The 12,348-nt window shown below is 68.9% G+C and carries 14 protein-coding genes; 7 read left to right on the plus strand and 7 right to left on the minus strand.

Annotated elements, in window-relative coordinates; genetic code table 11:
- Positions 1-25 precede the first annotated feature (25 nt).
- Positions 26-1,108 (plus strand): aldo/keto reductase, encoded by a 1,083-nt coding sequence (locus tag OG474_RS44255; protein ID WP_405059695.1) that lies wholly within the window; start codon positions 26-28, stop codon positions 1,106-1,108.
- Between the two features lie 13 nt (positions 1,109-1,121).
- Here the strand turns inward: OG474_RS44255 and OG474_RS44260 are convergent, their stop codons facing one another.
- Entirely contained in the window at positions 1,122-1,703 is a 582-nt protein-coding gene (locus OG474_RS44260; protein WP_405059696.1) for a TetR/AcrR family transcriptional regulator, read from the minus strand.
- A gap of 112 nt (positions 1,704-1,815) precedes the next feature.
- Between OG474_RS44260 and OG474_RS44265 the strand changes: the two genes are divergently transcribed.
- The 4 genes from OG474_RS44265 to OG474_RS44280 are packed head-to-tail and all read left to right on the plus strand — an operon-like array spanning position 1,816 to position 5,751.
- Positions 1,816-3,030, plus strand: a complete 1,215-nt coding sequence (locus OG474_RS44265) for a helix-turn-helix domain-containing protein (RefSeq protein ID WP_405059697.1) — start codon at positions 1,816-1,818, stop codon at positions 3,028-3,030.
- A gap of 56 nt (positions 3,031-3,086) precedes the next feature.
- Complete coding sequence (locus tag OG474_RS44270; protein WP_405059698.1) at positions 3,087-4,304, plus strand: DegT/DnrJ/EryC1/StrS family aminotransferase; 1,218 nt, start codon at positions 3,087-3,089, stop codon at positions 4,302-4,304.
- Positions 4,304-5,026, plus strand: a complete 723-nt coding sequence (locus tag OG474_RS44275) for a hypothetical protein (RefSeq protein ID WP_405059699.1) — start codon at positions 4,304-4,306, stop codon at positions 5,024-5,026. Before OG474_RS44270 ends, OG474_RS44275 begins: the two co-directional genes overlap by 1 nt.
- Positions 5,026-5,751 (plus strand): amidohydrolase family protein, encoded by a 726-nt coding sequence (locus OG474_RS44280; protein ID WP_405059700.1) that lies wholly within the window; start codon positions 5,026-5,028, stop codon positions 5,749-5,751. Before OG474_RS44275 ends, OG474_RS44280 begins: the two co-directional genes overlap by 1 nt.
- Before the next feature lie 110 nt (positions 5,752-5,861).
- Here the strand turns inward: OG474_RS44280 and OG474_RS44285 are convergent, their stop codons facing one another.
- The 3 genes from OG474_RS44285 to OG474_RS44295 are packed head-to-tail and all read right to left on the minus strand — an operon-like array spanning position 5,862 to position 7,550.
- Positions 5,862-6,401 carry a GNAT family N-acetyltransferase gene (locus OG474_RS44285; protein WP_405059701.1) on the minus strand — a complete coding sequence of 180 codons (540 nt, stop codon included), beginning with the start codon at positions 6,399-6,401 and terminating at the stop codon, positions 5,862-5,864.
- 20 nt (positions 6,402-6,421) lie between these two features.
- Positions 6,422-6,730: a hypothetical protein gene (locus OG474_RS44290; protein WP_405059702.1), complete on the minus strand. Its 309-nt coding sequence runs from the start codon at positions 6,728-6,730 to the stop codon at positions 6,422-6,424.
- A 22-nt stretch (positions 6,731-6,752) separates the two neighbouring features.
- A complete protein-coding gene (locus OG474_RS44295) occupies positions 6,753-7,550 on the minus strand; it encodes a CPBP family intramembrane glutamic endopeptidase (protein WP_405059703.1) in 798 nt (265 codons plus the stop codon).
- 153 nt (positions 7,551-7,703) lie between these two features.
- On the opposite strand from OG474_RS44295, the gene OG474_RS44300 reads away from it, so the two are divergent.
- Together OG474_RS44300 and OG474_RS44305 are read left to right on the plus strand one after the other, a co-directional pair.
- Positions 7,704-8,357, plus strand: a complete 654-nt coding sequence (locus OG474_RS44300) for a response regulator transcription factor (protein ID WP_405059704.1) — start codon at positions 7,704-7,706, stop codon at positions 8,355-8,357.
- On the plus strand, positions 8,354-9,700 hold the full coding sequence (locus OG474_RS44305) for an ATP-binding protein (RefSeq protein ID WP_405059705.1): 1,347 nt from the start codon (positions 8,354-8,356) through the stop codon (positions 9,698-9,700). The genes OG474_RS44300 and OG474_RS44305 overlap by 4 nt, the downstream gene beginning before the upstream one ends.
- Before the next feature lie 582 nt (positions 9,701-10,282).
- Here the strand turns inward: OG474_RS44305 and OG474_RS44310 are convergent.
- The 3 genes from OG474_RS44310 to OG474_RS44320 are packed head-to-tail and all read right to left on the minus strand — an operon-like array spanning position 10,283 to position 12,045.
- On the minus strand, positions 10,283-10,483 hold the full coding sequence (locus tag OG474_RS44310; protein ID WP_405059706.1) for a hypothetical protein: 201 nt from the start codon (positions 10,481-10,483) through the stop codon (positions 10,283-10,285).
- Positions 10,484-10,507: 24 nt separating this feature from the next.
- Positions 10,508-10,639 carry a hypothetical protein gene (locus tag OG474_RS44315; protein ID WP_405059707.1) on the minus strand — a complete coding sequence of 44 codons (132 nt, stop codon included), beginning with the start codon at positions 10,637-10,639 and terminating at the stop codon, positions 10,508-10,510.
- A 20-nt stretch (positions 10,640-10,659) separates the two neighbouring features.
- Positions 10,660-12,045: a ferric reductase-like transmembrane domain-containing protein gene (locus tag OG474_RS44320; protein WP_405059708.1), complete on the minus strand. Its 1,386-nt coding sequence runs from the start codon at positions 12,043-12,045 to the stop codon at positions 10,660-10,662.
- Positions 12,046-12,348 lie beyond the last annotated feature (303 nt).

Here is a 12,348-nt window from a genome sequence, read left to right on the forward strand (position 1 = left end):
ATTTTTCCCGAGGAACGCTGAAGTCATGGCACTTGACAACTATTACCTCCTCGGCCGCTCAGGTCTCCGCGTCAGCCGGCTCGCGCTCGGCACGATGAACTTCGGCACCGGCGGATTCCATGCACCTTACGGCCGCACCCCCGACCAGGCCGCCGCGATCTTCCACAGCTATGTCGATGCCGGCGGCAACTTTATCGACACCGCCGACTTCTACACCGCGGGCGAGAGCGAGGAGATCCTCGGCAAGCTGATCGCAGAGAGCGCTCTCCGTGATCGCATGGTGCTCACCAGCAAGTTCACCAACAGCGTCGACCCCGGCAACCCGAACGCCGGCGGCAACGGCCGCAAGCACATGATCCGCGCGGTCGAGGATTCACTGCGCCGGCTGGGGACCGATTACCTCGACCTGTTCCTCCTGCACACCTGGGACCGGATCACCCCGGTCGACGAGGTTCTGCGCACGTTCGACGACCTCACCCGCGCCGGAAAGATCCGGTACGCCGGGTTGTCCGACGTACCGGCCTGGTACGCCGCTCGCGCGCAGAACGACGCCGTACCGATGGTCAGCCTGCAACTGCCGTACTCGCTGGCCGAGCGCACGATCGAGACCGAGCACGTCCCAATGGCGCAGAACCTCGGGCTCGGTATCACCGCGTGGAGTCCGCTCGCCGGCGGTTTCCTGACCGGGAAGTACAGCCGGGACCAGGTCGACGGCATCGCCGGAGAAGGCCGCCTGACCGGAGAGAGCGCTCCCCCGCGTTCTCGGACCGACCAGCAATGGGAGCTGCTGAAGACCCTGCGGACGGTGGCCGACGAGCTCGATGTGTCGATGGCTCAGGTCGCGGTGAACTGGGTCGCGACCCAACCAGGCGTCGCGTCCGCGATCGTTGGAGCGAGCTCTCCGGAGCAGCTCACCGCGACCATGGGTTCGCTCGACTTCGAACTGCCGGCCGCGTTGCGAGCCGACCTCGACGCGGCGAGCGCCGTACCGGCTGAATCGGTGTATCGGATGTTCACGCCGGAGTACCAAGGCTGGCTGGTCAGTGCAGGCGCGAAGGTCGGCGACAAGCCGGCCGGTTACCAGCCGCCGGTCGTCAACTGGTCTTGACCCGCAGACTCAGCTAATTCTTGAGATAGTCCAGGCAGAGATCCAGCGCGTACTCGAGATGCTGAGCCGATCCGGATGCCATCAGGATCGCGACGCCGCCCTGGATCGCTGCCATCAACGCGCCGGCTGCCCGGTTCGCGTCGACGTCGGCGCGAATCTCGCCGGCAGCCTGCATCTGATGGATCCCCGCCTGCAACGCCTGCTGCCATTGCGTCAGCAGCTTGCCGGTCACCGCCTGCGCGGCGGGGGTGTGCCGTCCGATCTCGGTGATCAGTACGCCGAGCGGGCAGTGCACGCCCTGCCGCCGGTACTTCTCGACGACCACATCGCGCCACTCCTGCCAGGCGTCCCAACTGGTCAACCGGCCGAGCTGCGGCTCCTGGTCCTCGATCACCCGCTCGGCCTCACGCTCGGCGACGGCCAGCAGCAACTGCTCCTTGCCGTCCGGGAAATAGTGGAACAGCTGGCTCTTCCCGGTCCGGCTGCGCTGCCCGACGTCGTCGAGCGTCACCGCGGCGATCCCCCGCTCGCGGATCTCCCGGGCGGCCGCGGCCACGATTCGGTCCCGGGTCGCCCTTCCTTTGGCAGTCAGCACGACCTCGACTGTACTCACTGGTCCAGAACCGGGGCAGCCGCCGTACGGCGCGGGTTGTTGCGAGGGCGCGGCGATCTGACGAGACTGTGCCAGTGAGACAGGCAGCTCGGCGATGGTGACGACGATCGGGGTGGTCGGGCCGTCGGACCTGGTCACCTCCACCTGCAAGATCATCGGATCCCAGCGCGGTATCGAGGTTCTGCCTCTGAAGTACCGCCGGGAGACCGATACCCCGAAGATCATGGCCGAGGCGCCGCCCAGCGTCGATGCCTGGCTGTTCACCGGCGTCGTGCCGTACCAGATCGCCGCGGCCCACGACCTGCTCGACCGCCCGGCGTCCCACGTCGAGTACACCGGCGCCACGCTGCTGCGGGCCCTGGTCGAGCTGCTCGGCGACGGCCAGGACATCAAGTCGATGAGCATCGACGTACTGGACGAGGCTCAGGTGCACGAGACGCTGGCCGAGGCCGGCTTGCCGACCCGCGGCGTCAAGGTGCTGCCGTACCGCCCGGGCCTGAGCTCGGACGACGTACTGGAGTTCCACCGAGCGGCCAAGGCGACGGTGGCGATCACGTGCCTGCGGTCGGCGTACGACAAGCTCAAGTCCGAGCGACCGACGATCCGGCTCGCGCCGTCGATCCACTCGGTCCGCAGCTCGCTCAATGGTCTACTCCTGGTCCATGACGCGCTACGCAGCGACGACGCCCAGATCGCGCTCGGCCTGGTAGAGATCGCGGCGGCCGGCGAGAGCGCTCTCCGGCGCGAGGCCGGCTCTCTCGGCGGCAGCGTGATCCCGTACGACGACAAGCGGTTCCTGGTGATTGCCACCCGCGGACCGCTCGAGCAGGCGACGGCAGCGTTCACCGAGCTCGGCATGCTGACCCGGTTGAAGGAACAATTCGGACCGGTGCGGATCGGGTTCGGGATCGGCGGCTCCGGCATCGAGACCGAGGCGCTGGCCCGGCGAGCACTCGGCCGCGCCAAAACGGCCGGGCGGACGGCGGCGGTCGTCTCACTGCGCAACGACATCGACCTGATCCTGGTCGGTGGCGCGACACCGCGGGCGCAGCAGCGGTCGAAGCTGCAGCTGCTCGCACAGCGCGCAGGGTTGTCGAAGGCAACGCTTGAGCGGCTCCAGGAGCTAGTGCACTCGGAGCCCGAGGACGGGTTGACCACGCGCACGGTCGCCGATCACCTCGGGATCCAGCCGCGGACGGCACGCCGCGTGCTCAACCGGCTGGAGCGGGCCGGTCTCGCGGATGCGACCGGCACCCAGATCGGCACCGGCAGCGGCCGTCCGCTGGTCGTCTACCGCGTCCACCTCTGATCTAGTACTGTCGGTGGCAATTACAGCCATGACCGTAATTACCACCAGGGGGCACTGTGTCCGAGCTGGCCGTGAACGGCGGGACCCCGGTCCGCTCCACTCCCCTGCCGTCGGTCTTCAAGGCCTCCGGCCGCCGCTTCGGCGACGAGGAGGTCGCGGCCGCTGAGCGGGTGATCCGCAGCGGAATCCTGTCCGCGACCTGGGGTTCCGAAGTGCCCGCGCTGGAACGCGAATTCGCCGCGCTGATGGGCTCGGCTCATTCCGTTGCCTGCAGCTCCGGTACGGCGGCGCTCCATCTGGCCGTGGCCGCGGTGAACCCGGAGCCGGGCGACGAGATCATCACCACGCCGATCAGCGACATGGGCACGGTCTTCCCCATCCTGATGCAGAACGCCGTACCGGTGTTCGCCGATGTCGACCTGACGACAGGCAACCTCGATCCGGCCGCCGTCGAGGCTGCGATCACACCGCGCACGAAGGCCGTGCTGGCCGTGCACCTGTTCGGCAAACCGGCGCCGATCCGCGAGTTGCGCGCGCTCTGCGACAAGCACGGGCTGCTGCTGATCGAGGACTGTGCGCAGGCGTATCTGGCCCCGGTCGGGGACGTGTATGCCGGGCGGATCGGTGACATCGGCTGCTTCAGCCTCCAGCAGAGCAAGCACATCAGCGCGGGTGACGGCGGGCTCGTCGTGACCGACGACGCGGCGCTGGCGCGGCGGATGCGGCTGTTCACCGACAAGGGCTGGCCGCGTGACACCGACGAACGCACGTACCTCTTCCTGGCTCTGAACTACCGGATGACCGAGCTGGCCGCCGCGGTCACCCGGGTCCAGTTGACCCGCTTGCCCGCAGTGGTGGAGGACCGTCGTACCGGCGCGGCGAAGCTGACCGCAGGGATCGGCGACCTCGTCGGCCTGCTCCCGCCGCGCGATGACGACGACCACGTGTACTGGCAGTACCCGCTGATGATTCTCGACGGTGACATCCACGCGTGGGCCGCGGCGATGGCGGCCGAGGGAGTGCCCTGTACGCCGGGCTACCTCACCGAGCCGTTGTACGCCGCGCCGGCGATCCGCTCGAAGGTCACGTACGGCGCGTCCGGGTTCCCGTTGCAGGACGCCGAGTATCCGCCGGGACTGTGCCCGAACGCCGAGGAGCTGATCGAACGGCGGCTGCTCGTGCTGCCGTGGTGTGAGAACTACACCGGGGCCGACGTGGACGATATCGTCACGGCGGTCCGCAAGGTGCATTCCGCCCTCGCCCTGGAGAAGTGATGACCCAACCGCCCTTACTGCTCGACTGCGACATCCTGGTCGGGCACGACGTGACCACCGGGCGCTGGAGCCGGCCCGAACGGGTGCGGGAGGTGTTCGCCGGGACCGGGATCTCCGGTGGGGTGGTGGCCTCGTTGCGGGCGGTCCACTTCGACGTACCGTCCGGGAACGACGAGGCGCGGGAAGTGGCCGAGGGCAACGGCTGGACGAGCTGCCCGGTGCTCGATCTGCGGGATCCACTGGGTGCCGAGCGCGAGCTGGACCGGTTGCTGGGCTCTTCGCAGCGGCCGGCCGGGATCCGGTTGGCGCCGGCCGCGCAGGCGGTCGAACCGTCGTACCCGTCCTTCGGTCATGTGGCGAGGCTCGTCGTCGAGGCCGGGCTGCCGCTGTTCGTCGAAGGCGATGTGCGCGTGGTCGGACCGGCGCTGCGCGGGCTCGGGGCGCGGGTCGTGTTCCTGGACACGCACTTCTACTACCTCGGCGACTTCGTGCTGCTGGCCCGCGCGGAGCCCGGTTTCCACACCTCGACCCGGATGCTGACCGGGCCCGACTCGCTGGAGATCATCGCCGCGGAGGTCGGTGCCGAGCGCCTCGTCTTCGGCACGCGGACGCCGTTCCACGAGACCTACTCCGTACTCGGCCGCCTGCTCAGTTCGAAGCTGACCGCGGCCGAGATCGCCCAGGCGGGCAGTCAGTCCCTGACCAAGCTGCTGGAGCCGTGATGCTGATCGACGTCCACGCTCACTGGGGTCCGTGGTTCTTCTCGATGGAGGTCGGCCCGATCGAGGTCAACCTCGAGCTGATGGACCGCTTCGGCATCGACCTGCAGCTGGTCTCCTCGATCGAGAGCATCGTGTACGACGCCCCGGCCGGAAACCGCGCGTTGGCCGAGCAGCTCCCCGCCGACGACCGCCTCCGCGGCATGCTCGTCGTCGACCCGCGCCGCCTCGACGAGGCCCGTGCCGACCTCCGGGATCTGGTGACCGGGAACGATCGGTGGGTCGGCGCCAAGATCCACACCGAGTACAGCCGGACTCCGATCACCGCCCCGGCCATGCAGGCTGCGGTCGAGCTCACCACCGAGTTCGGTCTGCCGACCCTGGTCCACACCTGGGGCGACACCGTCCTCGACCTCGCCGACCTGGCCGCTCGGGTCCCCGACGCCCGCCTCATCGCCGGTCACATGGGCGCCGGCTCCTGGCTTCAGGTCCCCGAGGCCGCACGTCGCGCCGACAACATCTGGTTCGAACCTTGCTGGTCCGCGCCCGACGCCGACCGCATCCGCTGGATCCTCGACCGGATCGGCCCGAGCCGCCTGATGTTCGGCACCGACGCGACCCTCATCGACCCCTCAGTGGCCCTGGGCGCCCTCACCGCCGCCGCCCTCACGCCCGCCGAGGCCGAAGCCATCCACTGGCACAACGCCAAGACCCTCTTCGCCCTCTAGCCCAACGTCCGAAAAACCGGAGACGGGCCCCTCCGATCCTTCGGACGTTACGGCAGCACATCTCGTAACGTCCGAAAAGCCGGAGACGGGGCCCTCCGATCGTTCGGACGTTACGGCGTCCGGGGGTGAGTGGGGGCGACGAAGACGATGATGTCGGTCTCGTCGCCGCGGACCTCCGGCTCGAGCCAGCCGATGCGCCGGTAGAAGGCCAGGGTGTCGAAGTTCTGGTTCCAGGCGAGCAGCCAGGCGCGGGAACGCTCCGCCGTGGCCGTCGCGAGCAGGCGGCGGCCGAGACCGGTACCGCGGGCCGCAGCCAGCACTCCGAGCTCGTCGACCTCGAACGCATCGATCAGCAACTCGTCCACCTGCTCGGCCCCGAGCCGCTCCAGCACCGCGCCGTACGAGCGATCCGTCCGGAACGGCGCAGGCGTCGTCCAGCCCGTGACGAATCCGGCGATCCGCCCGTCGGCCGACCGCTCGATCCACGCCTGGAAGCCCTCGCGCCGTACGTCGCCCTCCAGCCGCTGCCGGAACGCGGCGCGGGTCTCCGCCGGGTCCCGGTGCTCGAACGGCGGTGCCGTGAACACCTCGACATACGCCTCGGTCAGCTCGTCCGCGATCTCGATAAGGTCCGCCTGGTAGCTCTGCACCGGGACACGGTAGCCCGGCCTCAGCCCGGTGCCGCGGAGATTGTCTCCAGCTCGGCCCGGAACTGTGGCAGCATCCAGCGCAGCGGCTGGTCCAGGACCCGCCCGATGGTTGACTCGTCCACCTTCAGCAGGTTCGCGATCCGCGCCAGCGCGTCCGGTTCGTCGCTCGCGGCGTAGAGCAGGTGGACGACCTCGTGCCGATGGGCGAATACGGCCAGGGCCGCAGCCGCCAGACCGGCGTCGACGGTGGGCGGCTGCACCTCGGGCGGCGGACCGGCCTCGGTTTCGTGAACAATTTCGATTTCCCCGTTGACTGTCACGCTCTTCACAACCTGACGAAGCATTGATCGGTTACGAACCGGGTAGCCAGCCGACCTTCCCGATCAGGTACGTCGCCCCGACCAGCGCCACGATGTCGATCACGGTGTGCGCCACCACGAGCGGCATCACCCGGCCCCAGCGCCGGTACAGGTAGCAGAAGATCACGCCCATGATCACGTTCCCCGCGAACCCGCCGACCCCCTGATACAGGTGGTACGACCCGCGCAGCAGCGCGCTGGCCGCCGTACTGCGCCCGACCGACCACCCGAGCTGATCCAGCCGCCGATTCAGGTACCCGAGCACGATGACTTCCTCGAGTACGGCGTTCTGCGCGGCCACCGCGATCAGAATCGGGATCCGCCACCAGTGATCCGGCAGCTGAGCCGGATCCACGCTCAAATTGGCCCCCGACGCATAAGCCAGCAGATAGAACCCCAGCCCGGCCCCACCGATCACCGCCGCGACCGCAGTCCCCCGCCCGAGGTCCCGCACCCGCTCCCGCAGATCGAACCCGATCGTCCGCAGCGACTCCCCACCCCGCGCCATCAGATGCCCCACCAACGCCACCGGCACCAGCGCAGTCACCACCGCGAACACCTGCCACGCCAGATCCAGCCACGGCCGCCCCGGCGCCCGGGACCCCACAATCACCGCCGTCTGCCCACTGATCGGCTTCGACGACGTCAAGATCCCCGTGAACGAGATGATCGCCGCCACTCCAGAGGCCCCCAGCGACAACGCGAGCACCAACCAGACCTCCCGCGACAACACCCTCCGAGAAGCCACCCCCGCCGTACCGGCCCCCGGCTCGTCCACCGAACTCGTCATACCCCCAACTATCCCCGCCCGCTCCACAGCACCTCGCCACACCGGGCGGATTCTTAAGCTGTTTTGTGGATCGGTCGGCACACTGAGACCACAGGGTTGCCGAATCCGCGAGGAGGTCGTCTTATCGCTACCCGCATCCCCGAGGTCCTGGTCGTGGACGACGATGCGAGCCTCCGGCAATCACTGGAGTTCGGCCTGGGCGCCGAGGGCTTCACCGTCCGCGCCGCGCCGACCGGCGAGTCCGCGCTGGCCCAGATCGAGACCCGACTGCCCGCGGTCGTGCTGCTCGACGTGGTGATGCCCGGCCTGAACGGCGTCGAGGTGGTTCGCCGCCTGCGCGCGGCCGGCCGCACCCTCCCGATCTGCATGCTGTCGGCCCGCGACGAGATCGACGACCGGGTCGCCGGTCTGGCCGCCGGCGCCGACGACTACGTGGTCAAACCGTTCTCGCTCGGCGAACTCGCCGCCCGCCTGCACGCCCTGGTCCGCCTGCACGAGAGCAGCAACCAGCGCCCGGTCGTCATCGGCGACCTCGCGATCGAGCCAGTACGCCGTACCGCGACCAGGGCCGGCCGCGATCTCGGGCTGACCACCCGCGAGTTCGACCTCCTGCTCGTCTTCGGGCAACACCCCGGGCAGGTGCTCAGCCGCAACCAGCTCCTCGAGCAGGTCTGGGGCTACACCTGGGATGTGGACACGAACGTCGTCGACGTGTTCATCGGGTACCTGCGCCGCAAGCTGGAGCTCACCGGTGAGGACCGGCTGCTGCACACCGTCCGCGGTGTCGGATTCGTCCTGCGCCCATGAGCAGGGTTCCGCGGAGCTTGCGGGCCCGGATCACCGCCAGCGTGGCGCTGCTCGTGATGGTCGTGGTCGCCCTGACCGGCCTGATCATCGCCGTACGCATCGATCATCGTGACCGTGTCGACCTCGACAACCAGCTGAGTTCACGCGCGCTGAAGGTCCGCGAGGACGTCGACAAGCTGCTCACCCGGGGCGACGGTCACCCGGCCGACGACTACGGCGGTCTGCTCGTCGGCAGTCAGTCGCTCGTCCGGCTGATCCATGGCGGCGAGGTGTTCGCCCGTGGTGACCAGCCCACGGTCGACCTTCCCGTCCCCGCGACGGACGGCTATCTCACCCTGCACGCCGGTGACCAGACCTGGCGTTCGCTCACCCAGACCCTTGCCGACGGCAACCGCCTGCAGGTGCTCCAGGACCTCGGTCCGGTCGAGCAGCGGCTGACCGCCAACGCACAGTTGGTCACCGTGATCGCGATCGCCGCGACCCTGGTGGCCGGCACCGGGGTCTGGCTGGTCATCACCGTCCTGCTCCGTCCGCTGCAGCGACTGCGCGCCGGAGCTGCTGCGATCCGCACGATGGACGAGGGCCGGCGGCTCCCGTCAGAGACCGGCTCTCGCGAGGTCGCCGAGCTGTCCGCAGCCCTCAACGACATGCTCGCGAAGCTCCGGACCAGCACCCGATCCACCCGTCGCTTCACCGCCGACGCCGGTCACGAACTCCGGACGCCGCTCACTACCCTCGGCATCAACCTCGAGACCTTGCATCGCAATCCGGACCTCGCGACATACCAGCGGCAACAGATTCTGGCCGCCACCCTCGGCGAACACGCCCGCATCACCGCACTCCTCGAAGGCCTGCAGACCCTGGCCCGCGGCGACGCCGGAGCGCTCCCGGCCCGCGCCGATGTCGACCTCGCCGACCTCCTCGAAGAGTCCGTACGCCGCGCCCGCCACCGCCACCCGGCCGTCACCTTCCGGCTCACCGTCGACACCATGCGCCCACCCACTGTGGACGGCTGGCAAGCCGGCCTCCGCACGGCCGTCGACAACCTGCTCGACAACGCCGCCCTGCACGGCCGCCCCGAAGGCCGCGTCGACGTCATGCTGCACCGCGACGACCACCAGGCCTTCGTCACCATCGACGACGACGGCCCCGGCATCCCGACCGAACTCCGCGACCGCCTCAAAGAACGCTTCGCCCGCGGCCCCTCCCCCCGCACCCCCGGCTCCGGCCTGGGCCTCGCCCTCACCCAGCAACAAGCCGACCTCCACCGAGGCACCCTCACCCTCACCACCTCCCCCACCACCGGCCTCCGAGCCATCCTCACCCTCCCCCTGACCCCCTGACCCCATTCCCTTCGCCCTCACCCCCTCGGCCCCTCGGCCACCTCGCCCGCTCGCCCCTCGCCCCCTCGCCCCCTCGCCCCCTCGCCGCCTCGCCGCCTCGCCCCCTCGCCGCCAAAGGTGGGTCGCCGTGTCTTTGTGCACCCACCGCGACTTTGGGAACCCACCAACCACTCCGAGCCCGCCGAAATGGTTGGTGCGTGCACAAAGATGGCCGGCGTGCACAAAGAGCAACCGGCCCACCTTTGGGCGTCTAGCGACCGCCCCGCGGATTCTTGGTGGAGGTGGTTGGGGGCGCGGAGGTGCGGGCCGGGGTTATTTGGTTTCGCCGGGTTTGCCGGTGTGGTCTTCGGCCCCCTCGCTCCCGCTCCCCCAAAGGTGGGTCGCCGTGTCTTTGTGCACCGGCCGCGACTTTGGGAACCCACCAACCACTCCGAGCCCCCAGAAATGATCGGTGCGTGCACAAGGACGGCCAGCGTGCACAAAGATGCGCCCCGCGCCCAAAGAGCAGCCGGCCCACCTTTGGGGGTCTGGCGACCGCGGATTCGGTGCGAGGAAGTCGTTGAGGGGCGCCCGGGGGCGGGGTTATTTGGTTTCGCCGGGTTTGCCGGTGTGGTCCTCGGTGTAGCCGGGGCGGTCGGTGTCGCCGGGTTTGGGAGCTGGGGTCGAGGTGGTGGCGGGTGGGCGCTTGTCTTCCTCCGAGGGGGTGGCTGCGAAGGACTGGACGCCGATGGCGCCGGCGACGAGGGCCGCCGTACCGAGGGCGAACGCGATGATCTTCTTCATGGATTCTCCTGAGTTGTGAACGAGCTACGGCTTGGGCGCTTCGCCCGGCTTACCGGTCTGCGTGGAGCTGGTGGACGGCGCGGCGCTGAGCAGGCCGCCGTACCCGATGACTAGGGCGGCGACGATCAGTGCGGCGACGAAGGTGCTGCGGCGCATGGTTCCTCCTTGGGCAGCCATCACCAGGCGTAGTCCTCGTGATGGAAGTCGCAGGTCTTGACGCCGGCCCGACGGGCGGACCGGCGAACGGATCTCAGCCACGGCACCGGACCGCAGGCGAAGACGTCGCGGTCGGCAATGTCCGGCACACATCGCAGCAGTACGTCGGTATCGGTGCCGTCGGCGTCCATCGGCAGCCACGAACCGTCGTCGCGGCGGCGCCCCGGCAGCAGGATCAGTTCGAAGCCACGCTGCTCGGCCAGCTCGGTGAGCTCGGTCCGGAAGATCGCATGCTCGGCATCGGTGTACCGGTAGATCAGCGTCGCGTCACCAGGCCCGTAGCCGGTGTCCGCGAGCATCGCCCGGAACGGCGTGATCCCGACACCGGCCGCCAGCATCACCATGCGCGGATGGCGACGCCGGGCCGCGGTCATCGTTCCGTACGGGCCTTCGATCAGCACCCGGGTCCCGGCGGTCAACGTCCGGGCTCGCTCGGCTCCGTCGCCGCCGGCCTCGAGGGTGATGCGCAGACCGTCGCCGGTCGGGGCCGCGGAGATCGAGTACGGATTACCCCGCGTCCACCCCTGCCCACCAAGGAATCGGAAGATGAAGAACTGCCCCGACTCGGTCCGGAGCCGATCCAACCGCCGCCCGCGGAGAACAACCGAGAAAGCGCTCTCTGTCTCGGGGACGACCGCCTCGACGACCAGCCGGTGCCGCCACGAGATCCACAGCGGCCACAGCACCCGCCAGATCAGTACGGCGGCCAGCGATCCGCCGTACAGGATCCACCAGAACGTACGGGTCCAGGCCGCGTGGAAGTGGGTACCGTCGGCGAGTTCGTGCGGGAGGACGAACGCCATCCCGAGGTACGCGTACAGGTGGAGCAGATGCCAGGACTCGTACCGCAGCCGCCGCCGGGCGATCTGGATCGAGGTGATCACCACCCCGATGATCAGCAGCGTGCCGATCGTTGCCCACAGCATCCATGAGTCGGTGACGAACAGCTGCCACAACGCACCCGCCCACTCCGACGGCCGACGCCGAACCCGATCGAGGGCGAACAACGCGGTGTGCACAAGCGCCAGCCAGAAGGAGACGTACCCGAGCCACTTGTGTCGCCGTGCGAGCACATCGTGTCCCCAAGACTGCTCCACCCACGGGATCCGCGCCATGAACAGAACCATCAACACCATCAGCACCTGCGACAGCAGGCCGGTGTAGAGCGCCTGAGACTCCAGCAAGTACTGCGGATACACGAACGTCTGCAGCAGACCGCCGTTGCGCGCCCAGATCCACGTCGTCACCACCACGGCGCCGATCGCCAGCAACCCCATCAGATCGGCAACCAACTGCGGCGCCCACCGCCGGGTCCGAGATCGCAGCCCAACCATCATTTCCGTCATGCCCGCTACGATTCCGGCCCAGATTGTGACCGGTCTAAGAAGTCGGACGGCAGCGATCAGCTAGCCACAATGCTCACCAGAAGCTCTCGCATGAGCAGAGGACGCCTATGGTGCGCTTGGTGGTCCACACCTCGCCTTCGAAACCGGTGCGGGTTTCGGTCAAGGTCTCCTCGCCGACCCTCGCCTGGCAGCTCACGCCCGAATGCTGTGATTTGCCGTGACCGCAGCCACGGCAGGTTTTGGTGGTGTTGCGCCGCCAGTCCGAAGGGTAGAAACCCTGGCAGTCGCAGGGGCCCTCCTCCG

The organism is Kribbella sp. NBC_01505 (assembly GCF_045040285.1).
In the GTDB taxonomy this organism is placed as follows: Bacteria; Actinomycetota; Actinomycetes; order Propionibacteriales; family Kribbellaceae; genus Kribbella.

Coding starts and splice junctions, on each gene's coding strand:
- OG474_RS44255 (WP_405059695.1), top strand. CDS start 26: ATGGCACTTGACAACTATTACCTCCTCGGCCGCTCAGGTCTCCGCGTC.
- OG474_RS44265 (WP_405059697.1), top strand. CDS start 1,816: ATGGTGACGACGATCGGGGTGGTCGGGCCGTCGGACCTGGTCACCTCC.
- OG474_RS44275 (WP_405059699.1), top strand. CDS start 4,304: ATGACCCAACCGCCCTTACTGCTCGACTGCGACATCCTGGTCGGGCAC.
- OG474_RS44280 (WP_405059700.1), top strand. CDS start 5,026: ATGCTGATCGACGTCCACGCTCACTGGGGTCCGTGGTTCTTCTCGATG.
- OG474_RS44295 (WP_405059703.1), bottom strand. CDS start 7,550: ATGACGAGTTCGGTGGACGAGCCGGGGGCCGGTACGGCGGGGGTGGCT.
- OG474_RS44305 (WP_405059705.1), top strand. CDS start 8,354: ATGAGCAGGGTTCCGCGGAGCTTGCGGGCCCGGATCACCGCCAGCGTG.
- OG474_RS44310 (WP_405059706.1), bottom strand. CDS start 10,483: ATGAAGAAGATCATCGCGTTCGCCCTCGGTACGGCGGCCCTCGTCGCC.
- OG474_RS44315 (WP_405059707.1), bottom strand. CDS start 10,639: ATGCGCCGCAGCACCTTCGTCGCCGCACTGATCGTCGCCGCCCTAGTC.
- OG474_RS44320 (WP_405059708.1), bottom strand. CDS start 12,045: ATGACGGAAATGATGGTTGGGCTGCGATCTCGGACCCGGCGGTGGGCG.